This is a genomic window from Roseateles sp. GW823-FHT07B05, assembly GCF_058794515.1.
The window spans coordinates 205216-225289 of sequence record NZ_JBXAGX010000009.1 but is presented as its reverse complement, the minus strand read 5'-3'; the positions used below and the strand labels follow the sequence as shown (position 1 = coordinate 225289).

The window sequence follows — 20074 nt, the reverse complement described above, 5'->3', positions numbered from 1 at the left end:
ACCATCGACAACGCGCTGGTCAGGCCGCGACCGTCTGACTTAAACCAACGGGCCTCCGCGGAAGCCGGGGCGATTCACCAGTGCATAGTTCTTGGCCCTATGTGCCGCCACCCCTTCGTCCCAACCGGCCTGTGCAGCGGAGCTGGCCAGCAGCAGTGCGCTGGTCAGCAGGGGCAGAACCAGGGTTTGCAGAAACGTTGCACCCACGGTGGCATGGCTTCCAGTGACTGTCTTCATTTCCTCTCCTCTTCTGAATGACGATGCACACTCTGCGCCCATAGGCCGGGCTCAAGCTCGACTTCATGCGAATAGCGTCAACAGCTCGCCCTGACGAATCAACTTGATCAGTGCTGCCGCGAAGCAGGCTTGACGGTGTGGATGACGACTGTGTGCCGTGGTTGCTGACCAACGCTGCACCGCCGGGCCAGATCCCACCGGGCCCACACCGAACGCCAGAATCACTTGGTACCGACCCATAACGTCGTCTTGCACTTGGCGCAGTCGGCGTACTCAGCGTCTGACTTGTACTTTCCGTGCCGGTAGATCCCCCTGTGGCCGCAGACGATGCAACGATGCTCACCTTGCTCATCGCGGGAACCGGGCACGGAGTAGTAGTCGCGCTCACTCCAAGCACGCATGTCAAGGGCGACCCATGCGAGCGTGGTCGCGAATGCAGTGCCACAAGCCCATATGCCGAACGCGTGAGGCCACAAGGAGGCAGCATGTGCAGTCGACAAGTAGGCCGCTATGCCTACGCTGATCGCCACGGAGACCGAGATCTGCGCGATGCGCGTCAAACGTGTGCGACGCGCATCAATGGCTGCGGCCACTGCCATCCCTTCAGGCGTCTTCAGCGCGGGTGTGAACACAGGTCGGCCCGGTGATCGCGCCCCCTGGTTAGCAGCGCTCGCGCGGACGCTATCCCCAGTCGCGTCCCCCGCGTGCCCGCAGCGGCTGCAAAAGCGATCACCTGCCGACACGTGTGCTCGGCATTGCGTACAAAAGCGACGGTAGTCCTGCGCTCTCGCAGAACCAGTCGAGCCACTGGACGCAAGCGATGGCGCCGGTTTCGGCGATGTGTTCTCGTTCATCCGCTCCCCTTCGTTGCCTTGGCCCATGCGATGCCGTCTTCGAGGGGCGCTGACCTGCCGTCTCCCGACAGCCGGATCGCGCGGCTCGCTATGCCCCCAATGGGGCGAGCCCTGTGCAACCCCGCTGTCATCCCTGTCGGGTTGAGCGACAGAGCCAAGACCGGAAGCTTTGCGACCCCGGCTTTCGCGCGGGTGTGCCTTCTTGAACATGCCCGTAGCGGGCAACTTCGCTGGGAACTCTAGTTAGTCGCACACACGACTTCCGCACTGCCGCCTCGATCAGCGTGAACTAATCCGCGACGACTGCGGCTGGCACACCCGTGAACAGCTTGGAAGCAACAAGCGAGCCCTATTCATCTATCCACAACCAACCGGCCCACACCCCATTCCGCGACTGCGGATCGGAGCTTTTCTTCGTCTGTATCGCCCCAAGGAGAACAGCCATGGCGGACATCATGGAACCCGAGGGACGAAGAAGACAAAGCGATGCCCTGCCCGCGCAAAGCGAGCGGCCAGGGAAGCGGGAGCCACGGGGGCTTGCCGGCGGCGTCGCAAGGGAGTGGCGCGGCACGGTCGGCGCCTACATTTCCTTGAACAGGTGCAGGTAGCTGCGGCTCACCGGCAGGCGCTCGGCGCGGCCCTTGAGCTCGATGTCGGCGGTCTCGTTCTCGCCGCGCGTGACGCACCGGATCGAGCGCAGGTTGATCACCACCGAGCGGTGCACCTGGGCGAAGTGGGCCGCATCCAGCTGGGCCAGCAGCTCCTTGAGCGGCGTGCGGATCAGCGCCTCGGCGGGCTGCCCCTCGTCGCGGTAGGCCACCAGGGTGTACTTGGTGTCGCTCTTGAGGAAGTCGATGTCGTCCACCGGGATCATGCGCAGGGATGCGCCCACGGTGGCCCGGATCCACGCCAGGGCCTTCGGCTGGTCCAGCTTGAGGCGCGCGGCCAGCTGCGCCAGCAGCTGCTCGCTGTGCACGGCCGGCTGGGCCTGCTGCACCCGGGCCTTCAGGCGCTCCACCGTCTCGGCCAGGCGGGCGGCGGTGACGGGCTTGACGAGGTAGTCCAGCGCGCCGTGCTCGAAGGCTTCGAGCGCGTACTGGTCGAACGCGGTGACGAAGACCAGGTGCGCGCGCTTGCCCACGTGCCGCGCCACCTCCACGCCGCTCAGGCCCGGCATGTGCACGTCCAGGAAGCAGATGCTGGGCTGGTGCTGCTCGAACAGCTCCACGGCCTGGCGGCCGTTGCGGGCCTGGGCGACGATCTGCAGTTCCGGCCAGGCGGCGGCCAGGCGGGCTTCCAGGATCTCCCGCAGCAGCGGCTCGTCGTCGGCAATGAGGGCGGTGGGGGTCATGGGGTCTCGCAGAACTCGATCGTCGCCTGCACGCCGTGCGGCGTGACCTCGGACAGGCTCAGGGTGGCGCCGCCACCATAAGCCCACAGCAGCCGCTCGCGCAGCGCGGCCAGCCCGGTGCCCAGGCCGCCGCCGCTGGCCTGCAGGCCCACGCCGGTGTCTGCCACGCGCAGCCGGCAGCGCCCGCCGCCCAGGGCCTCGGCATGCACGTCGATGCGGCCGCCCTCCTCGCTGGGGTCGATGCCATGCTGCACGGCGTTCTCCACCAGCGTCAGCAGCGTCATCGGCGGGCAACGAACCCGGTTGAGCGCGGGGTCGGCGTGCAACGCGAAGGCCAGCCGGTCGGGCATGCGCATCTGCATCAGCTCGAGGTAGGCGCGCACCAGCTCCAGCTCCTGCCCCAGGGTGTTGGCCGACCCATCCAGCCGCGGCACGGCGGCGCGCAGGTAGGCGGTCAGGCTCTGCAGCAGCTGCGGGGCCCGCGGCGAGCCGGCTTCCACCAGGGCCTGCACGTTGGCCAGCGTGTTGAAGAGGAAGTGCGGCTGCGCCTGTGCGGTAAGCAGGCGCATGCGGGCGTCGAGCGCCTGGCGGGCCATCTCGCTGCGCTCCAGCTCGAAGGCGATCGCCTGCTTCTCCACCTTGGCCTCGCGGTGGCGCAGCAAGGCGGCCAGCGCCGTCCACGGCGCCACCAGCATGCCCAGGAAGGTGAAGGTCATGAAGCTTTCCAGGCGCGGGGTCTTCCAGAACGGCGGCGCGTCGGCGGCGGTGGCCAACAAGAAGGCCACGAAGAAGGCCAGCGGCACCGTCACGCCCACGGCCACCACCTGCAGGGCCCAGCGCGCCATCCAGGGCGGCAGGCGGCGCGGCCATTGCTCGAACAACCCGAAGGCCAGCAGCAGCGCGAAGCCCACGCCGTACACCCGCGCCACCAGACGCCACATCGGGGCGTCCCAGCCAAAGCTGAACAGCAGGACGAACAGCGCGCAGACGATGGCGACGGTGCGCACGCGCCGCCAGCCGAGCACGGCGCTCCAGCCGGTGGGCGTGGCCGGTGCGTTAAGTTGGGCGTAGGGGCTGGAGCTCATGGCGAAGGATAGGCGGAGGTCAGCGGCACTAGCGAAAGCGCTCGGCGGGCTTGCGGAAGTAGTGATGCCGGATATGGCGCCAGGGCAGCACCAGGGGCGTGAGCACCAGCCCCATCAGGCAGGCTTCGGCAGTGCCCTGCACGGCGGGCGTGATCGCGTCGTTCAGCCAGAGCGGATACGCAATCGCCGCGAGCCAGACCGTCTTCCAGATCAGCTCGAAGATCAACAGCGGCAACATCTGCAGCGGGTAGCGCAGGCCCCAGATGCTGAGGATGGCCAGGCCACTCAGCAGCGCCGCCGTCTCGCCCTTGCGCTGGGCCCACTGGTCGCTGTGTTGAAACATGGCGGGGCCGAAGTTGACGGCCAGCCCCACGGTGACCAGCAGGTAGAAGGCGCGTAGCAGATGCAGGCGCCACAGGGGAACGTCATTCATGGGCGTTGTCTCGGTCATGGGTTGCGGGATGCGGTTCAGCCGAGCCTGGCCAGGCTCTTGCGCACTTCGTCGACGTTGGCCGGCTTGGCGCGCTTGTTGGCGATGAAGCGCTCGTAGACCGCCCTGGCCTGCGACTTGTCGCCCCTGGCCAGCAGGGCGTCGCCCAGGCGCTGGTCGATGGGGAAGTCGTTGGCACCCGCCAGACCCCTGGCGCGCTCGAACAGGCGAATGGCTTCATCCGGCTGGCCCAGCGCGGCCTGCACGCGTGCCGCGCCGTAGTGGCCGGCGGCCTGGCCGGGCTGCGCGCGCTGCAGCGACTCGTACAGGCTCTTGGCCTTGGCCAGGTCCTTGCCGTCCTTCAGGTAGACGAGAGCGAGCTGCATGGTGGCCTCGCGCACTTCTTCGAGCATCGCGGCGTCCTGCGTGGGCTTGAGAGCAAGCAACTCGGCTTCCATCTCGGCCCACTGCCGGGCCTCAGCAGCGATGTGCACCCGGATGATGCGCGCCGTCTCGGGCTGGCTGCTGCGCACGGCGGCCTCCAGCGCCTTGGCCTTTGACGTGCTGCCGCCCATCATGCCGGGCACGGTCACATAGAGCTTGGCCAGTTGCACGCGGGCGGTGAAGCTCGTGGGCTCCAGCTCCAGCGTGCGAATCCAGAGGTCCTTCAGGCTGCCCACGTTGCGCAGGGCCTGGGTCATGCCCATGTTGAGCATTTGCAGGCCGAGGTTCTGAGCGGCCGCCAGGTGGCAGACGGCCGCGTTCGGGTACTGTTCGGTGCAGAGCCTGGCCTGCTGGGCACCGGCCTCCAGGCGCCTGGCGTCGGCGGGGTCCGCCAGGCTCAGGCCCAGGGCCAGCGCGGCGCGGGCCTCGACATCGGCGGGGTTGGCCTTCAGCCGGGCCTGGGCCAGCTGTTCGAGGTCGACGAACCTGGCGGCCTCGTGCAGTGCCTCCAGTTGGGCGTCCCTGAAGACGGCGGCCTGGGCGCTGCCCAGCGAGGCGCCTGCGGCCAGGACGGCGGCGATCCAACGGCTGCGGCGGATGAGCGGAGTTTTCATGTGCGGATGGCTTTCTGGGCGGGTTGTTGCGGCTTGAACTTGTCAGCGACGCCGCCATTGTTTTGGGCCGCCCGGCGGCGCACAGGGCCTCTCCGACCGGCCACGCCCTGCCGGTTCCGAAGCACGGCGGGCCGGGACGAGTGACGCCGAGGGCGGCCGGGCGTCGTTGGTCCGCGCCTGGCGTGACTCGTCAACACGGCCGCGTGCCTGATCGGGTGAAATCCCGTGGCCGGTGGCCACGGGGCACAGTGGCAGCCCTCACCGCCTTCACCGCACCGCCATGACAAGAATTCGCCGCTTTCTGCTGATCAGCCTGTTGAGCCTGCTGGCCCTGGTGGTGCTGGTGGCCGGCCTGCTGGCCTATTTCCTCTACACCCCCGAGCCTGAGTTGCCGCAGCTCTCCGGCGCGCTCAGCAAGGCCTCCATGGAAGTGGCGGGCCTGCAGCGCAGCTATCGGACCTATGTGCCCAGGGGCTTGCCCAAGGGGGCGCCGCTGGTGCTGGTGATGCACGGCTCGGGCGAGGGCCCGCAGGCCATTCGCGAGGGCACCGGCTACGGCTTCGAGCGCCTGGCCGACGAGCATGGCTTCGCCGTCGTCTACCCGAAGTCATTCGGTTTCGACTGGAACGATTGCAGCTCGATTGGCGACACGGCCGTCGACGGCGTGCGCGCCGACGACGCCGGCTTCCTGGCTGCGCTGGTGGACAAGCTGGTCGCCGAGATCGGCGTCGACCCGCAGCGCGTGTTCGCGGCCGGGGTGTCCAACGGCGGCTCGATGGCCCTGCGCCTGGCGCTGGAGCACCCGAAGCGCTACCGCGCGGTCGCTGCCTCTGCGGCCAACGTGCCGGCGCCGCAGAACTTCCAGTGCCGACCAGCCACGCAGACGCCGTCGGTCATGATCCTGAACGGCACGGCAGACCCGCTGGTGCCCTATGCCGGCGGCGAGATCAACCTGCTGGGGCTGTTCTACAAGGGTGGGCAAGTCATCTCCTCCACGGCGTCGGCGCAGTACTTTGCCGACCGCAACGCCATCGCCGCCCCGCCTCAGGTCAGCCTGACGCCGACGGCGCACAGCCCCCGCGTCGAGCACGCACGCTGGCAAGCGGCCGACGGCCGCACCGAGGTCGAGCTGGTGACCCTGCACGGCGCCGGGCACGGGCTGCCCCAGCCCTGGGCGCACCGCCCCCGCCTGCTGGGCCCCTCCCCCATGGAGCCCAACGGGCCGGCCCTGATCTGGGCCTTCTTCGAGCGGCAGTCGAGGTGAGCGCTGCGGCTCACGCCCCGGCGGCTGCTGCATCATGCGCCGATGAACACGGCAACGCAGAACGGCTTGGCCGCCTGGTTGAAGGCGGAGACACGGCAGCTTCACGCTTTGGCTGAGCGCAGCGGCGCCATGGCGGACCTGCTGCACGGCCGCCTCGGCAGGGGCGGCTACTGCGCGCTGCTGCGCAACCTTCACGCGATCTATGCGGCGCTGGAAGCGGGGTTGGACAGCCAGCCGCCGGATGGGCGGCTCTGGCGAGCGGAGCTGCGCCGGTTGCCGGCGCTTGAACAGGATCTCGACGCGCTGCATCCCGGCGCCTGGCGCAACCAGGCCCCGCTGGCGCCCGCGGCGGCCGCCTACGCCGCACGGTTGCGCGAACTGGCGCAGACCGAGCCCACGCTGCTGCTGGCCCACGCCTATCTGCGCTATCTGGGCGACCTGCACGGCGGGCAGATGCTCGCCCGCCTGATCCGCCAACAGGCCTGGCTGGACGGCGTGGACGCGACGGCCTTCTATGCGTTTGGCGAGCCGGCCCGGGTCGAGGCGCTGAGGCAGGATTTCCGCGCCGGGCTGGATGCGCTGCAGCTGACCGAGCCGCAAGCCGACGCGCTGGTGGCCGAGGCCTGCGAAGCCTTCCGCCGGCACCAGCAGCTCTTCGATGAACTGCAGGCCTAAGCCGTAAAACTCCGGATCTGCACGTACAGCCCCGCGGCGCGGCCGGTCGAGGTTTCCAGCTCCTGCAGCAGCGGCGCCACGGGCGGACCGCCCCGCGCATCGGCAATGTCCATCGCAGCCAGGCTGGCGTTGGTGAGGATGGCCGAGATGACCTCGTCTGCCTCCACCGAGCCGCCTTGCGCCGCGATGCGCAGCGTGCTTTCGAGGTTCAGCCGCGCGGTGTCGGCACGGCGGGCTTCGCGCAGGTCGATCAGCGTCAGCACGAATCCCAGCAGCGCACCGTCGCGCCCGCTCACCGGTTCCGCGTGAACGGCCATCGGCACCACGCCACCGTCCTGGGTCAGCAGCTCCAGCTCATGCCGCCAGCCGTGCCGGGCGTCGCGCATCTGCGCCAGCGCCTGCTGCACGGGCGCGGCGGCGGCGAACAGGGCCTCGATGGGGCTGCCCTTGTCGACCGGCGCGCCGCGCAGGGCGAGCAAGGCCTCGTTGGCGAACACCGCCCCGCCCTGCGCGTTGGCCACCAGCACCGGCTCGCGCGAGCCCGCGACGGCGCCGCGGATCTGCACCAACTGGTGCTCGGCGATCAGCAGCCGCACCGCCTGCACCTGCACGATGATGTCCACCAGCGCCACGCCGATGCCGCGCGCCAGCGCCACCTCGGTGGTGCTCCACGGCACCGCGGTGCCGCGCACGATCTCCGACCACGCCGCGAACGAGCGCCGCGGCGACAGCTCCAGCGGGTTGTTGGCCACCATGGGCTTGGCCGGGTCGCCCGCCCAGGTGATGCTTTGCAGCTGCTCCTTGCGGAACCAGATCAGCCAGTCCGGGCTGTTGGTGGACAGCCGCACCGCCAGCACGCCGCTGGCCATGGGCGTGAGGCTGGCCAGCGCCGGGTTGGCCTGACCCACCGACGCGCAGGCGAAGGGCTCGTCGCCGCGCGGCGGCTGCTGTTGCACCCAGGCCAGCAGCGCGCGCAGCTCGGGCGTGGTCGGCGCCTCGCCGGTGGTCAGCACCTCGCCCTCGCAGAACAGCGCGGCGCCGGTGGCCTCCAGCGGCTGCAGCAGCGTGCGCGGGTTGCGGAACAGCGCGTAGCGCCAGTCGCCCTCGGTGCACGTGGCCTCCACCAGCCGCTGCTCCAGCCGGCGCACCATCAGCGCGACCTGGGCGTGGCCGTGTCGGCGTCTGACACGCGAGTCACCGCGGCGCTGATGGTCTGGGCCTGGCAGGAGGTGGGTTTCCTGCTGGGCTACGTGACCGGCCCGCGCCGCCGCGCCTGCCCGCCTGACGCACGCGGCTGGCGCCGTGCAGGGCATGCGGTGATGGCCATCCTGTATCACGAGCTGGCGCTGATCGTGCTCGGCAGCGCCATCCTGGCGCTGACCTGGCGGCAGCCCAACCAGCTCGGCGCCTGGACCTTCGGCGTGCTGTGGCTGATGCGGCTGTCGGCCAAGCTGAACGTGTTCCTGGGCGTGCGCAACCTGAACGAGCAGTTCCTGCCCGAGCACCTGCGCTACATGCACAGCTACTTCCGCCAGCGTGCCAGCAACGCGCTGTTCCCCGTCAGCGTCATCCTCGTGACGGCCCTTTCGGCCGCCGCCTGGCACAGCGCCGTCACGCTGGGCAGCGACGCCTTCCAGGCCACCGCCTGCAGTTTCGTCGCCACGCTGCTGAGCCTGGCACTGCTGGAGCACTGGTTCATGGTGCTGCCGCTGCCCAGCGAGAAGCTCTGGAACTGGGGACTGCGCTCGCGCTCGTCGCACCCCTAGGCAGGGTCTGGCGCCCCCCTGGGCCCGCCCACCTCCGCAACACCTCATCGATGAAATTTGCGCCACGGGGCGCCTCGGGAGCATTGCAACCACCCAAATTGATTGCGCTACCACACAATGCGCGCCACAACCAAGGAGACGCGCTTTGAAGATGCATGCCCTCATGGACCTGGCCTGCGGTGTGGCGCTGGCGGGCCTGGCGGCGGCGGCCCCTGCGGCCGATGCCGACGCGCAAGCCCGGGACATCGTCGCCCGGCTCACGCCGGACGAGAAGGTGGAACAGCTGCTCAACGGTGCGCCGGCCATCCCGCGGCTGGGCATCCCGGCCTACAACTGGTGGACGGAGTCGCTGCACGGCGCGTTCGGCCCGGGGCCGACGACCAATTTCCCGCAGCCCATCGGCCTGGCCGCCACGTTCGACGCGGCGCTGATGCAGGACGTGGCGGCCGGCATCTCGGCCGAGGTGCAGGCCGTGCATGCGCTGGGCCGTGGCAAGGACAACCCAAACCGCATCGGCGGCGCGCTGAACACCTGGTCGCCCAACATCAACATCTTTCGTGACCCGCGCTGGGGCCGCGGCCAGGAGACCTATGGCGAAGACCCCTTCCTGACCGGCGAGCTGGGCAAGGCCTTCGTGCGCGGCATGCAGGGCCCGGAGCCCGGTCGGCCGCGCGTCATCGCCAGCCCCAAGCATTTCGCCGTGCACAGCGGCCCGGAGTCCACGCGCCATTCGGCGGACGTGTGGGTGTCGCTGCAGGACCTGGAGGACACCTACCTGCCCGCATTCCGCGCGGCCATGGTGGACGCCCAGGCGGGCTCCCTCATGTGCGCCTACAACCGCGTCAACGGCGAGCCCGCCTGCGCCAGCCACAGCCTGCTGGTGAAGACGCTGCGCGAGGATTGGCAGTTCAAGGGCTACGTCGTCTCGGACTGCGACGCCGTCGTCGACATCCACGCCCACCACAAGGTCGCGCCCGATGCCGTGGCCGGCGCCGCCGCCGCGCTGAAGGCCGGCGTGGACAACGAGTGCAACGGCGCCACGCTGTCGCACACGCCAGGCCTGGGCGAACGCTACCGGCAGGCGCTGCAGCGCGGCTATCTGCGCGCGGCCGACATCGACCAGGCACTGGTGCGCTTGTTCTCGGCACGGCTGCGCACCGGTGACCTGCCGGGCCTGGCCGAGCGCCAGGCGCCACCGGCCAGCGTCATAAACGCGGCCGAGCACCGCGCGCTGGCGCTGAAGGCCGCCGTGCAGAGCCTGGTGCTGCTGAAGAACGACGGCACGCTGCCGTTGCCGGCCGCCACACGCATCGCTGTCGTCGGGCCGCTGGCCGACGCGCGGCGCGTGATGCGGGGCAACTACTCGTCGGCGCAGACCGGGCCGACGCTGAGCGTCCACGAGGCGCTGCGCCAGCAGTTCCCGGCCGCGAAGGTGGCGCTGCTGCCCTTCAGCCCGTCCATCACCGACGGCGACCCCGTGCCGGCCAGCGCCTTCATCGGCCCCGATGGCCAGCCGGGCCTGCGCGCCAGCTACTTCAATCTCGCCGCCGGCTCGCCCCGGGCGCCCGGCCAGCGCCGCTTCGAGGCGCGCCCCTTCGCCAGCCACGACGTGCCGGCGCTGGAATCGCGCCCGCGCGACTTTCCGCAGGCCGGCGACGTGACGCGCACGGTCTGGACCGGCCAGTTCATCGCGCCCGAGACCGGCAGCTACCGCCTCGGCCTGGCGGGCATGCGCGGGCAGCTGCGCATCGGCCCGCGCGATGTCGTGCTGGCACGCCATCCCACGCAGTGGGCCGAGCCCGTCGCCCTGACCCAGGTCGATCTCAAGCAGGGCCAGCGCGTCGCGCTGCGCTTCGAGACCGAGTCGGGCGTCTCGATGCCGCCCGGCATGGTGTGGAAGCGCGTGTCGCGCCAGCCGCTGGCGGAGCTGGCCTCCGCCGCGCGCGAGGCCGACGTCATCGTCGCCGCCGTGGGTCTGACGTCGGACCTGGAGGGCGAGGAGATGCCCGTCAAGATCGACGGCTTCTCGGGCGGGGACCGCACCCACCTGCAGTTGCCGGCTGACCAGCGCGCCTACCTGCAGGCGGCCGCGAAGCTGGGCAAGCCGCTGGTGATCGTGAACCTCAGCGGCAGCGCGGTGGACCTGTCCTGGGCGCACTCCCACGCGGCGGCCGTGCTGCAGGCCTGGTACCCGGGCGAAGGCGGCGGCCAGGCCATCGCGCAGGTGCTGTCGGGCGCCGCCAACCCGGCGGGCCGGCTGCCGGTCACGTTCTACCGCAGCGCGGACGACCTGCCGCCCTTCGACGACTACCGCATGGCCGGCCGCACCTACCGCTTCTTCGACAAGCCGGTGGTCTACCCCTTCGGCCACGGCCTGAGCTACTCGAGTTTCCGCTACGAGCCGGCGCGCGTCGAGGTGCTCGACGACGGCCGGGACATCGCGCTGCAGGTGCACACCGCCATCACCAACACCAGCAGCCGCGACGGCGACGAGGTGGCACAGCTGTACCTGACCCCGCCCGCCTTCGACGGCAGCCCGCGGCTGGCGCTGCGCGGCTTCCAGCGCCTGCACCTGAAGGCCGGCGAGCGGCGCGAGCTGAGCTACCGGCTGTCGGCACGCGACCTCAGCTTCGTGGACCGCGACGGCGCTCGCCAGGTCATGCCCGGCAGCTACCGCCTCAGCGTGGGTGGCGGCCAGCCCGACACCGGCGCGCCAGTCCAGGCCGCCACGTTCACGCTGCCCCGCCAGCAACTGTTGCCGCGCTGAGCGCGGCCCCACCTCTGAAAGGCCCTGCCCCATGCGCCCTCTCCGCTCTACGCTGTTCGCCCTGCTCATCGCCTGCACGGGCGCCTTCGCCCAGGACGGCACCATCCGCCCCATCCCCGCACCGCAGCAGCCGCCCGCCATCCCGCTGGGCACCGGCGGCGTGGACCAGCAGCCCGCCGCCGAGAGCTGGTTCCACCAGTGGGGCCAGCCCATGGTGCGCAACGTCAGCGCGGCCACGCTAACGCCCTTCCTGCCCGCGCCGGGCAAGGCCAACGGCGCGGCCGTGCTGGTGGCGCCGGGCGGGGGCTTCCGCTGGCTGGCGATCAATCACGAGGGCTGGCAGGTCGCCCAGGCGCTGGCCGACCAGGGCATCGCCGCCTTCGTGCTCAAGTACCGGCTGCAACCCACGCCCGAGTCGGTGGCGGGCTTCAAGGACTCGATGGACCGCATGTTCTCGGCCGCCGGCAGCAGCGACACCAACCCGCGCGCGCTGCTGCCCGACCTGGCCAACCAGCTCGCCGACGCCGAGGCCGCGCATGCGCTCATCCTGTCGCGCGCCAAGGAGTGGGGTGTGGACCCGCAGCGCCTGGGCATGGTCGGCTTCTCGGCCGGCGCCGGGCTGACGATGCACGCCACGCTGAACTCCAAGACCATGAAGCTGGCCTTCATCGGCCCCATCTACGGCGGCATGGGCCCGGTCACGGTGCCCAAGGACGCGCCGCCGATGTTCAATGTCATCGCGAGCGACGACTTCCTGTTCAAGGGCCAGTTCGGCGTCGTCAAGGCCTGGTTCGACGCCGGCCGGCCGGTCGAGTTCCACCTGTACCAGAACGGCGGCCACGGCTTCGGCCTGGGCTACCCTGGCAAGACGGCCAACGGCTGGTTCCCGGTGTTCCTGCGCTGGCTGGACGTCAACGGCTTCCTCGCGCCGCGACGCTGAGCGCTCAGGGCTGTGGCGCGCGCAGCCGCCGCTGCGCCCAGCGTGCTAGCGCACCCAGCACGGGCAGCTTGGCGTAGAGCTCCTCCGCGGCGTCCCAGTAGTCGCGGTGCAGCGTGACGAGGCCGGCCTCGTCGAACACCAGATGGCTGGCGCCGCGGATGACCATGGCCGGTGCGCTCGCCTGGCCGCGGCAGTGGAACTCCCAGGTCAGGAATGCGTCGTGGCCCTGGCACACGGTCGTCGCGACGACGAAGCGGGCCTCGTGCAGCGTGTCGAACATGTGCGTGAACACGCGCTCGATGGCGGCGCGGCCCTCGACCTCGTTGAACGGGTCCTTGAAGCGCGCCGCGGGCGCGTACAGCGCCAGCAGCGCGGGCAGGCTGGCACGGGTCAGCGCCGTGTAGGCGGCGGCCAGCGCGGCGACGCGCGGATCGGTGGTGACGGGGGTCATCCGGTCAGGCCCCCGTGGTGTGCCGCACGGCGGCGAAGTACCAGGCATCGGGCAGGCAGCGCAGCAGTCGCATCCACGCCGTGAAACGCCGCGGGAAATTCATCTCGAAGCGGCCGCGCGCCCAGCCGGCCAGCATCGCGCTCGCCGCCTCGTCCGGCGTGATGAGCGCCGGCATCTTGAAGCCGTTCTGCGCCGTCAGCGGCGTATCGACGAAGCCCGGGTTCACGATGGACACGCCCAGCCCCCGCGGGTGCAGCTCCAGGTACAGGCTCTCGGCCAGGTTGTTCAGCGCCGCCTTGGTGGGCCCGTAGGCCAGCGACAGCGGCAGCCCGCGGTAGCCCGCCACGCTGCCCACCAGGCTGAGGTGGCCCTGCCCCGACGCCAGCATGCGCGGCAGCAGGCCCTGCAGCAGGTACAGCGCACCGGTGTAGTTCACCGCCAGGTGGCGCTGCATCTCGGCGAGGTCGAAGTCCTTGGCGCCAACGGGCCGGTAGTGGCCGGCGCAGTACACCACCAGCGCCGGCACCTGGCCCGCCAGCGCGTGCACCGACTGCACGGCCTGCGCCATCGCGTCGGCGTCGGTCACGTCCAGCGGCAGCGCGTGGCAGCCCGGGTGGGTGCCGACGAAGGCGCCCAGCGCGTTGGCGTCGCGCGCCGACACGATGACGCGTGCGCCGCGCGCGTGCAGTGCGGCCGCCGTAGCGCGGCCGATGCCGGTGGAGGCGCCGATGATCCAGGCCCAACGGCCCTGCCAGTCGGTCAGCGGGGGGTTCAGCGACACGGTCAGTCCTTCGTGAAGGCCAGCGTCACGTCGCCCAGGTGGACGCCGAACTTGCTCATGGCCGTGCGGTTGAGCACCGTGCGCGCATCCATGCGGTACATCCAGTCGTCCATCGTGACGTTCCAGACGCGGCCGTCCACCGGCAGCGCCAGCGTGTAGGTCCAGCGGAAGGCGTTGCCCGCGCTCTCGCCCAGCGCCTCGCCGACGACATCGTCGGCCCGGCCGCTGAAGCGCCCGTTGCCCAGGTCCTTGAGGTGCCAGACGCGGCGCTGCTTGCTGCCGTCGCTGTACGTGAAGTGCTCGTCCAGCGTGCCGCTGTCGCCCTGCCAGGTGCCGGTCATCGTGACGGTGAAGCGCTTGACGACGCGGCCCGAGCGGTCGGTGAACATGCCGTGCGCCGTCAGCGGGCCGCTGAGGTACTCGCGCAGGTTGATGGGCGGCGTCTCGCGGGCGTAGTCCTGCACCTGCGGGCCGGCGCAGCCGGCCAGCGCCAGCGCGGCGCCCGCGGCCAGCAGCGTGGGGGTGAATTGACGGCGCTTCATTCGCGTTCCTTCCAGTCGATGTGGCGGCGTTCGGCACGCCACAGCCAGCCGGCTGCGGCGATCTTGAGCAGGCAGGGCAGACCGCCGTAGGCCCAGGTCAGCGCCTGCAGGCCCGTGGTGTCGCGCTGGCCCGGCGTGTAGCCGGCCAGCGCCAGCAGTGGCAGCGCCAGGCCGGCGGCCAGCGCGAGGTTGAGCTTGGTCATGCAGGCCCACCAGCCGAGGTAGCGACCCTCGCCGCGCTGGCCGTCGCCAGCCGCCTGGATGACGCCGGTCAGCAGCGCGCCGGGCAGCGCCAGGTCGGCGCCCAGCATCAGGCCGCTGGCGGCGCAGACGATGCCAAAGGCCCAGACGTCGCCTGCACCCAGCAGCGGCGTCACGGCAAAGGCCGCCACCGCCGCCGCCATGCCCGCGCGCCAGGCCGGCGCCAGGCCCCAGCGCGCGCCGGCCTTCACCCACAGCGGCAGGCCCAGCACGGCGGCGCCGAAATAGGCCAGCAGCAGCACGGGCTGCAGGTCCGGCGCCTGCAGTCGGTCGGCGATGAAGAACGGCAGCAGCGTGGCCGGGATAGCCGTGGCGATGCCGTTGAGCATGAAAACGACGGCCAGGCGCCGGAACGCCGGCTGGCGCCACGGCCGTGCGTCATCGCCCTCGCCCGTGGTCGAAACCGCCGGCGCCGGCAGGCCGCGCAGGCCCAGCAGCCCCAGCGCCAGCAGCCCGGCCAGCACCGCGCTGGTGACGCCCCAGCCCGCCAGTGCCGGCAGTGCGCTGGCCAGCAGCACGCCGGCCAGCGTGCCGGCCTCGCGCCAGCCGGCCACGCGGGCGCGCAGCTCCGGCCCGCCGCCCCAGCGCGTGCCCCAGCTCTGGTGCACGATGCCCACGCCGCTGTAGGCCAGCGTGCACAGCAGCAACGCCACCGCCAGCCAGGGCAGCACCGCGGCCGGGCCGCCCTGCGGCGGCCACCACAGCGCGGCGAAGGCCAGCGCCATCACCAGCGCGCCCAGCGCCGCCACGGACCAGGCACGGCCGCGCTCGAACAGCCTGTCAGCCAGCCGGCCCAGCGCGGGGTCGATGACCGCATCCAGCGCCCGCACCGCCAGCACCACGCCGCCCAGCGCCGCCAGCGGCATGCCGAAGGCGGTGGCGTAGTGGTAAGGCAGGTTCACGTACAGCGGCAGCGACACGAACGCCAGCGGCACGGCCAGGCCCGCATAGGCCAGGCCACGCGGCCAGGGCAGACTGATGGCAGTGGTGTCCGGCATGCCGGCCTCGTCAGCGCGCCAGCCCCAGCAGCGACTCGCGCAGCGCGGCTGCCGAGGTCTGCGGCGCCAGCCAGATGCCGAAGAACAGGCGCGCGTACTCGGCGTCATTCACCGCGGCGGTCTGGCGGCCGTTGTGGAAGAAGCGCACCTCGCCCTCGCCGTCGTGCAGGCCCAGCAGCCGATCCTTGGCCACCACGTCCGGGAAGGCCTGCTTCATCAGCGCCAGCCAGCGCTTGGCCTGGGCCTCTTCGAACTTGCCGACGCGCCGCATCTCCGCCACCGAGCGCTCGGCGATGGCAGCGCCTTCCAGCTTGCGGTCGTAGGTGAGCTCCAGCCCCAGCGGCTGGCGGGCGTAGTCGTCCGGCACGAAGCCGGGCTTGACCCACAGCCGCGCCTCGTAGACACGCAGCCCGAAGAAGCGCAGCACGCCGGTGCCCTGCAGGCGAGCCTGCGGCAGTGCCGACTGCAGTTCGGCGGGGGGAGCGGTGTCGGCGAGGAGTTCGGTCATGGCGGGCAGGGCAAGGGCGACGACGGCGGCGCGGCGGGTGGTCTTCATGGCGTGGCACCGCCCGACTTGCGCAGCGTGAACTGCATGACGTCGGTGCTGCCGGCGTCGAACGCAGCCTCGCAGTAGGCCAGGTAGAAGGTCCAGATGCGCTGGAAGCGCGCATCGAAGCCCTGGCGCAGCACCGCCTCGCTGTCCTTCAGGAAAGCGTCACGCCAGCGGCGCAGCGTCTCGGCGTAGTCGCGCCCGAAGGCCAGGGTGTGTTCCACGACGAAGCCGGCGCGGCGCGCCTCGGCCTCGAACGCGCTGGGGCTGGGCAGCAGGCCGCCGGGGAAGATGTACTGCTGGATGAAGTCCGTCGAGCGCAGGTAGCGCGGGAACAGGTCATCACGGATGGTGATGCTCTGGATGCAGGCACGGCCACCGGGCTTGAGGCAGGCGTTCAGCGTTTCGAAATAGCCGCGCCAGTACTCGTGGCCGACGGCCTCGAACATCTCGATGGACACGACGGCGTCGAACGGCTCGGCGGCATGCTGCTTCGGCAAGTCGCGGTAGTCCTGGTAGCGCAGCTCGACCGCCTCCTGCAGCCCGGCGTTGCGCATGCGCGCCTGGCCCCACTGCAGCTGCTCGCGGGACAGCGTCACGCCGGTCACGCGGGCGCCGAACTCGCGCGCCGCCATCTCGGCCAGCCCCCCCCAGCCGCAGCCGATCTCCAGCACGCGGTCGCCCGGCTTCACGCCGGCCTCGCGCAGCGCGCGGCGTACCTTGGCATCCTGCGCCTCGACCAGGCCCACGTCGCGCGGGTCGCGGCCCTCGAACCAGGCCGAGCTGTAGCTCATGCCGGGGTCCAGCCACAGGCGGTAGAAGTCGTTGCCCAGGTCGTAGTGGGCATGGATGTTCTTGGCGCTGCCGGCGCGCGAGTTGCGGCGCAGCAGGTGGCGCAGCCGGTAGGCGAGGCGCCCCCACCAGCGGCCGTAGATCAGGCCCTCGATGTGCTCGCGGTTGGCCAGGCACAGGCGCAGCAGGCCGGCGAGGTCGGGCGTGTCCCAATCGCCGTCGATGAAGCTCTCGGCAAGGCCGATGTCGCCGGCCTTGAGCACGCGCTCGAACAGCGCCCAGCGGTGCACGCTCAGCGCCGCGCGCTCGCCGTCGCCGCTACCGAGGCTGAGCTGGCGGCCGTCGGGCAGCTGCAGGTCCAGCCGGCCGTGCGGCAGGCGTTCGAGCAGGCGCAGCAGCCGGTGCGCGGCGGCGGGCGCCGTGGCGGGCAGGGTCTGGGGACGGGCGAGAGTGGTGGCTTGGGTCATGTCAGCGACTCACGAGGTGATCGGGGGCCTGGGGCTTGCTGAAGAACGGCACGCGCCGGGCCCACAGCCGCAGCGCCTGCCAGTGAATGCGGGCGACGACGCCCATCGTCATGAAGGGCATGCGCCACACGGCGAGCCGGGCGCTGGCCGGCGTCAGCGGCTGCAGCACGCCGCCCACGCTGGTCTGCAGCAGCGGGCCCTGCGCGTCGTGCAGATCCACGCGCACCAGCGTGCGCTCGGCCGTGCGCTCGAAGCGGAAGCGGTACTGGCCCTGCGTGCTGCAGAACGGCGACACGTGGAAGACCTTGGTCGCCTGCTGCTCGACGCCGAAGGCCAGGTCCGGGCCTGCCAGCAGATAGACGTGCCGCTCGCCGAAGGTGTTGTTGACCTCGGCCAGCGCCGCAGCCAGCGAGCCGTCGGCGCGGTGGGCGTACCAGAAGCTCACCGGCTTGAACGCATAGCCCAGCATGCGCGGGAAGGTGTGCAGCCAGACCTCGCCGTCGGCGTCGGTGATGCCTTCGCGCGCCAGCAGCTCGTCGAACCAGGCCAACGCGTCGGGGCCGCCGTCGCCGTGGTCGCGGTCATGAAAACTCAGCCAGCCGCGGCCGTTGCGCTTCAGCGCGGCGCAGGGCTGGCCGCGCAGCCGGCGCAGCGGCAGCAACAGGAAGCAGCCGCCGTAGCGGAACTCGTGCGCCACGGGCCGCAGCCGCCGGTGCCAGACCGGGCCGAAGCCGATCAGCGGCGCGGCGTCGCTCACGCGGCCCCCCGCTCGGCGGCCGGGCGCGCGGCCAGGCGGGCCAGCACGCCGTCGGCCGCCTCGAAGCCGGCGCGCAGGCCGTCCTCGTGGAAGCCATAGCCACACCACGCGCCGCAGAACCAGGTGCGCTGCTGCCCCTGCAGCCCGCCCACGCGCTGCTGGGCCTGCAGCGCGGCCAGGTCGAACACGGGGTGGGCGTACTCGATGCGGCGGTGCACGTGGCGCTCGTCGATGTCGCGCACCGGGTTCAGCGAAACGATGACCGGCTGCTGCCACGGCAGCGGCTGCAGCCGGTTGATCAGGTAGTGCAGGCAGACCTGCGCCTGCTCGCGGCCGGCATCGGTGGCGCGCTCGTAGTTCCACGCGGCCCAGGCGGCCTGGCGCTTGGGCAGCACGCCGGTGTCGGTGTGCAGCACGGCGACGTTGGGCTGGTAGCGGATGGCACCCAGCACCGCGCGCTCGTCGGCGCTGGCGCCGTCGCCCAGCAGCGCCAGGGCCTGGTCGCTGTGGCAGGCCAGCACGACGCCGTCGAAGGCCTCGCTGCCCGCCGCGGTGCGCAGCAGCACGTGCGAGCCGGCGCGCTGCAGGCCCAGCACCGGCGTGTCCAGCCGCACGTCGGGCAGCTGCGCCACCAGCCGGCGCACGTACTGGCGCGAGCCGCCCCGCACCGTGCGCCACTGCGGCCGGTCGCTGACCTGGATCAGCCCGTGGTTGTGGCAGAAACGGATCAGCGTCTCGATGGGGAAGTCCAGCATCTGCTCCGTGGGGCAGGACCAGATGCAGCCGATCATCGGCAGCAGGTAGCCGTCGCGAAAGCCCGCGCCGAAGCGGTGGCCGTCCAGGAATTCGCGCACGCTGCCCTGCGCCATCGCACCGCCCTGCCCGGTCGCCAGCGCCGTGGTCAGCCGGTTGAATCGCAGGATCTCGGCCAGCATGTGCAGGAAGCGCGGGTTCAGCAGGTTGCGCTTCTGCGCAAACACGGTGGCCAGCGAGCTGCCGCTCCACTCCAGCCCGCCGCCACCGGCACGCGGCGCCTGCACGGAGAACGACATGTCCGAGTCGGCCACCTCCACGCCCTGCTCGGCGAACAGCCGGGTCAGCAGCGGATAGGTGCGCTCGTTGTAGACGAGGAAGCCGGTGTCCACGCCATGGCTGACGCCGTCCAGGCACAGGTCCACCGTGTGCGCATGGCCGCCGAAATGGCTGCCCGCCTCGAACAGCGTGACGCGCGGCCCGCCGGGCGACGTGGTCAGCCGCCAGGCGGCGGCGAGTCCGGCGATTCCCGATCCGATGACGGCGATGCGCTGCATGGGCTTACCCTTTGAACTAGCGAGATCAAAACTTGAACTCATCAGTTCACACAATAACTCAGCAGTTCAAAAATTGCACCAAATAGTTTTCCCCACCCCGACTCCACCTAGAATCCCGGCATGGGAGCCCGTCCGTCGATCCGAGAGCAGATGCAGCGCGTGCGTGAGGACGCCATCGTCACCGCCGTGAACCGCCTGCTGGCCCGCAAGGGCTACGACGCGATGACAGTGGACGAGGTGGCCGCCGAAGCCGGGCTCGCCAAGGCCAGCCTGTACAAGCTGTTCACGTCTAAGGAAGAGCTGGCCGGCGCGGCCATGGTGGGCGTGCTGGACCGGGCGCTGGCCTTCGTCGACGACCTGCGCACTCGCGCCGAGACCGAGCCGCTGACGCCGCTGGACCAGCTCAAGGCCGTGACCGGCTGGGCCATGCAGACGCAGCTGGAGGGCGAGATGCCGTCGCTGCCGGCGCAGAACTCCAGCCTCAGCGCGGCGCTGCAGGCCAACGACGACTACATGGACCGGCTCATCTCGCTGAGCAACCGCCTGAGCATCTGGATCGCCGAGGCCCAGACCGGCGGCCAGCTCAAATCGGACGTGCCGGCGGAGCTGGTGCTCTACACGCTGTTCGCGCGCGCCTGCGACCCGGTCGTCGCGCTGCTGAAGGACTCGGGGCAGTACACCCACGCACAGATCATCGAGTGGGTGAACGGCACGACGTTCGACGGGCTCGCGGGCTGA

Annotated in this window: 20 protein-coding genes and 1 riboswitch; of the genes, 6 read left to right on the top strand and 14 right to left on the bottom strand. The window is 71.0% G+C overall.

Annotated elements, in window-relative coordinates:
* Positions 1 to 39 precede the first annotated feature (39 nt).
* The 5 genes from AC1Q7O_RS19705 to AC1Q7O_RS19685 all read right to left on the bottom strand — a co-directional run bounded on the left by AC1Q7O_RS19705 (position 40) and on the right by AC1Q7O_RS19685 (position 5015).
* Positions 40 to 237 (bottom strand): hypothetical protein, encoded by a 198-nt coding sequence (locus AC1Q7O_RS19705; RefSeq protein WP_492657395.1) that lies wholly within the window; start codon positions 235 to 237, stop codon positions 40 to 42.
* A 965-nt stretch (positions 238 to 1202) separates the two neighbouring features.
* A riboswitch (cyclic di-GMP riboswitch) is annotated at positions 1203 to 1300 on the bottom strand.
* Between the two features lie 371 nt (positions 1301 to 1671).
* Entirely contained in the window at positions 1672 to 2442 is a 771-nt protein-coding gene (locus AC1Q7O_RS19700; protein ID WP_492657396.1) for a LytR/AlgR family response regulator transcription factor, read from the bottom strand.
* Complete coding sequence (locus tag AC1Q7O_RS19695) at positions 2439 to 3527, bottom strand: sensor histidine kinase (protein WP_492657397.1); 1089 nt, start codon at positions 3525 to 3527, stop codon at positions 2439 to 2441. Before AC1Q7O_RS19695 ends, AC1Q7O_RS19700 begins: the two co-directional genes overlap by 4 nt.
* 28 nt (positions 3528 to 3555) lie before the next feature.
* Positions 3556 to 3960: a hypothetical protein gene (locus tag AC1Q7O_RS19690; protein ID WP_492657398.1), complete on the bottom strand. Its 405-nt coding sequence runs from the start codon at positions 3958 to 3960 to the stop codon at positions 3556 to 3558.
* Positions 3961 to 3995: 35 nt separating this feature from the next.
* Positions 3996 to 5015 (bottom strand): tetratricopeptide repeat protein, encoded by a 1020-nt coding sequence (locus tag AC1Q7O_RS19685; protein WP_492657399.1) that lies wholly within the window; start codon positions 5013 to 5015, stop codon positions 3996 to 3998.
* Between the two features lie 280 nt (positions 5016 to 5295).
* Here AC1Q7O_RS19685 and AC1Q7O_RS19680 point away from each other — a divergent pair, with 280 nt between their 5' ends.
* Both AC1Q7O_RS19680 and AC1Q7O_RS19675 read left to right on the top strand, forming a co-directional pair.
* Positions 5296 to 6279, top strand: coding sequence for an extracellular catalytic domain type 1 short-chain-length polyhydroxyalkanoate depolymerase (locus AC1Q7O_RS19680; protein ID WP_492657400.1), 984 nt, complete (start codon positions 5296 to 5298; stop codon positions 6277 to 6279).
* Positions 6280 to 6321: 42 nt separating this feature from the next.
* Complete coding sequence (locus AC1Q7O_RS19675) at positions 6322 to 6954, top strand: biliverdin-producing heme oxygenase (protein WP_492657401.1); 633 nt, start codon at positions 6322 to 6324, stop codon at positions 6952 to 6954.
* Here AC1Q7O_RS19675 and AC1Q7O_RS19670 read toward each other — a convergent pair.
* Positions 6951 to 8105 (bottom strand): PAS domain-containing protein, encoded by a 1155-nt coding sequence (locus AC1Q7O_RS19670; RefSeq protein WP_492657402.1) that lies wholly within the window; start codon positions 8103 to 8105, stop codon positions 6951 to 6953. The genes AC1Q7O_RS19675 and AC1Q7O_RS19670 overlap by 4 nt on opposite strands.
* 21 nt (positions 8106 to 8126) lie before the next feature.
* Here AC1Q7O_RS19670 and puhE point away from each other — a divergent pair, with 21 nt between their 5' ends.
* The 3 genes from puhE to AC1Q7O_RS19655 all read left to right on the top strand — a co-directional run bounded on the left by puhE (position 8127) and on the right by AC1Q7O_RS19655 (position 12427).
* The gene (puhE, locus tag AC1Q7O_RS19665; RefSeq protein ID WP_492657403.1) at positions 8127 to 8720 is read left to right on the top strand and encodes a putative photosynthetic complex assembly protein PuhE; all 594 of its coding nucleotides are present in this window, start codon (positions 8127 to 8129) and stop codon (positions 8718 to 8720) included.
* A 151-nt stretch (positions 8721 to 8871) separates the two neighbouring features.
* The gene (locus AC1Q7O_RS19660) at positions 8872 to 11487 is read left to right on the top strand and encodes a glycoside hydrolase family 3 C-terminal domain-containing protein (protein WP_492657774.1); all 2616 of its coding nucleotides are present in this window, start codon (positions 8872 to 8874) and stop codon (positions 11485 to 11487) included.
* Positions 11488 to 11518: 31 nt separating this feature from the next.
* On the top strand, positions 11519 to 12427 hold the full coding sequence (locus AC1Q7O_RS19655) for an alpha/beta hydrolase (protein ID WP_492657404.1): 909 nt from the start codon (positions 11519 to 11521) through the stop codon (positions 12425 to 12427).
* Between the two features lie 4 nt (positions 12428 to 12431).
* Here AC1Q7O_RS19655 and AC1Q7O_RS19650 read toward each other — a convergent pair whose 3' ends face one another.
* The 8 genes from AC1Q7O_RS19650 to AC1Q7O_RS19615 are packed head-to-tail and all read right to left on the bottom strand — an operon-like array spanning position 12432 to position 19336.
* Complete coding sequence (locus AC1Q7O_RS19650; protein WP_492657405.1) at positions 12432 to 12878, bottom strand: nuclear transport factor 2 family protein; 447 nt, start codon at positions 12876 to 12878, stop codon at positions 12432 to 12434.
* A gap of 4 nt (positions 12879 to 12882) precedes the next feature.
* On the bottom strand, positions 12883 to 13659 hold the full coding sequence (locus AC1Q7O_RS19645; RefSeq protein ID WP_492657406.1) for an SDR family NAD(P)-dependent oxidoreductase: 777 nt from the start codon (positions 13657 to 13659) through the stop codon (positions 12883 to 12885).
* A 2-nt stretch (positions 13660 to 13661) separates the two neighbouring features.
* A complete protein-coding gene (locus AC1Q7O_RS19640; RefSeq protein WP_492657407.1) occupies positions 13662 to 14201 on the bottom strand; it encodes a DUF3833 domain-containing protein in 540 nt (179 codons plus the stop codon).
* Positions 14198 to 15460: an MFS transporter gene (locus tag AC1Q7O_RS19635; RefSeq protein WP_492657408.1), complete on the bottom strand. Its 1263-nt coding sequence runs from the start codon at positions 15458 to 15460 to the stop codon at positions 14198 to 14200. Before AC1Q7O_RS19635 ends, AC1Q7O_RS19640 begins: the two co-directional genes overlap by 4 nt.
* Positions 15461 to 15470: 10 nt before the next feature.
* The gene (locus AC1Q7O_RS19630; RefSeq protein WP_492657409.1) at positions 15471 to 16016 is read right to left on the bottom strand and encodes a chalcone isomerase family protein; all 546 of its coding nucleotides are present in this window, start codon (positions 16014 to 16016) and stop codon (positions 15471 to 15473) included.
* Positions 16013 to 17269, bottom strand: coding sequence for a class I SAM-dependent methyltransferase (locus AC1Q7O_RS19625; protein ID WP_492657410.1), 1257 nt, complete (start codon positions 17267 to 17269; stop codon positions 16013 to 16015). The genes AC1Q7O_RS19630 and AC1Q7O_RS19625 overlap by 4 nt, the downstream gene beginning before the upstream one ends.
* 1 nt (position 17270) lies before the next feature.
* Positions 17271 to 18026, bottom strand: a complete 756-nt coding sequence (locus AC1Q7O_RS19620; protein WP_492657411.1) for a DUF1365 domain-containing protein — start codon at positions 18024 to 18026, stop codon at positions 17271 to 17273.
* Entirely contained in the window at positions 18023 to 19336 is a 1314-nt protein-coding gene (locus AC1Q7O_RS19615; RefSeq protein WP_492657412.1) for an NAD(P)/FAD-dependent oxidoreductase, read from the bottom strand. The genes AC1Q7O_RS19620 and AC1Q7O_RS19615 overlap by 4 nt, the downstream gene beginning before the upstream one ends.
* Positions 19337 to 19456: 120 nt before the next feature.
* On the opposite strand from AC1Q7O_RS19615, the gene AC1Q7O_RS19610 reads away from it, so the two are divergent.
* Positions 19457 to 20074 (top strand): TetR/AcrR family transcriptional regulator, encoded by a 618-nt coding sequence (locus AC1Q7O_RS19610; protein WP_492657413.1) that lies wholly within the window; start codon positions 19457 to 19459, stop codon positions 20072 to 20074.

Excerpts from the sequence above, each read along its gene's own strand:
- AC1Q7O_RS19655 (WP_492657404.1), top strand. The coding sequence starts at position 11,519 with ATGCGCCCTCTCCGCTCTACGCTGTTCGCCCTGCTCATCGCCTGCACG.
- AC1Q7O_RS19625 (WP_492657410.1), bottom strand. The coding sequence starts at position 17,269 with ATGACCCAAGCCACCACTCTCGCCCGTCCCCAGACCCTGCCCGCCACG.
- AC1Q7O_RS19660 (WP_492657774.1), top strand. The coding sequence starts at position 8,872 with ATGCATGCCCTCATGGACCTGGCCTGCGGTGTGGCGCTGGCGGGCCTG.
- AC1Q7O_RS19700 (WP_492657396.1), bottom strand. The coding sequence starts at position 2,442 with ATGACCCCCACCGCCCTCATTGCCGACGACGAGCCGCTGCTGCGGGAG.
- AC1Q7O_RS19670 (WP_492657402.1), bottom strand. The coding sequence starts at position 8,105 with ATGGTGCGCCGGCTGGAGCAGCGGCTGGTGGAGGCCACGTGCACCGAG.
- AC1Q7O_RS19630 (WP_492657409.1), bottom strand. The coding sequence starts at position 16,016 with ATGAAGACCACCCGCCGCGCCGCCGTCGTCGCCCTTGCCCTGCCCGCC.
- AC1Q7O_RS19615 (WP_492657412.1), bottom strand. The coding sequence starts at position 19,336 with ATGCAGCGCATCGCCGTCATCGGATCGGGAATCGCCGGACTCGCCGCC.
- AC1Q7O_RS19650 (WP_492657405.1), bottom strand. The coding sequence starts at position 12,878 with ATGACCCCCGTCACCACCGATCCGCGCGTCGCCGCGCTGGCCGCCGCC.
- AC1Q7O_RS19695 (WP_492657397.1), bottom strand. The coding sequence starts at position 3,527 with ATGAGCTCCAGCCCCTACGCCCAACTTAACGCACCGGCCACGCCCACC.
- AC1Q7O_RS19685 (WP_492657399.1), bottom strand. The coding sequence starts at position 5,015 with ATGAAAACTCCGCTCATCCGCCGCAGCCGTTGGATCGCCGCCGTCCTG.
- AC1Q7O_RS19705 (WP_492657395.1), bottom strand. The coding sequence starts at position 237 with ATGAAGACAGTCACTGGAAGCCATGCCACCGTGGGTGCAACGTTTCTG.
- AC1Q7O_RS19690 (WP_492657398.1), bottom strand. The coding sequence starts at position 3,960 with ATGAATGACGTTCCCCTGTGGCGCCTGCATCTGCTACGCGCCTTCTAC.
- AC1Q7O_RS19610 (WP_492657413.1), top strand. The coding sequence starts at position 19,457 with ATGGGAGCCCGTCCGTCGATCCGAGAGCAGATGCAGCGCGTGCGTGAG.
- AC1Q7O_RS19635 (WP_492657408.1), bottom strand. The coding sequence starts at position 15,460 with ATGCCGGACACCACTGCCATCAGTCTGCCCTGGCCGCGTGGCCTGGCC.
- AC1Q7O_RS19640 (WP_492657407.1), bottom strand. The coding sequence starts at position 14,201 with ATGAAGCGCCGTCAATTCACCCCCACGCTGCTGGCCGCGGGCGCCGCG.
- AC1Q7O_RS19675 (WP_492657401.1), top strand. The coding sequence starts at position 6,322 with ATGAACACGGCAACGCAGAACGGCTTGGCCGCCTGGTTGAAGGCGGAG.
- AC1Q7O_RS19680 (WP_492657400.1), top strand. The coding sequence starts at position 5,296 with ATGACAAGAATTCGCCGCTTTCTGCTGATCAGCCTGTTGAGCCTGCTG.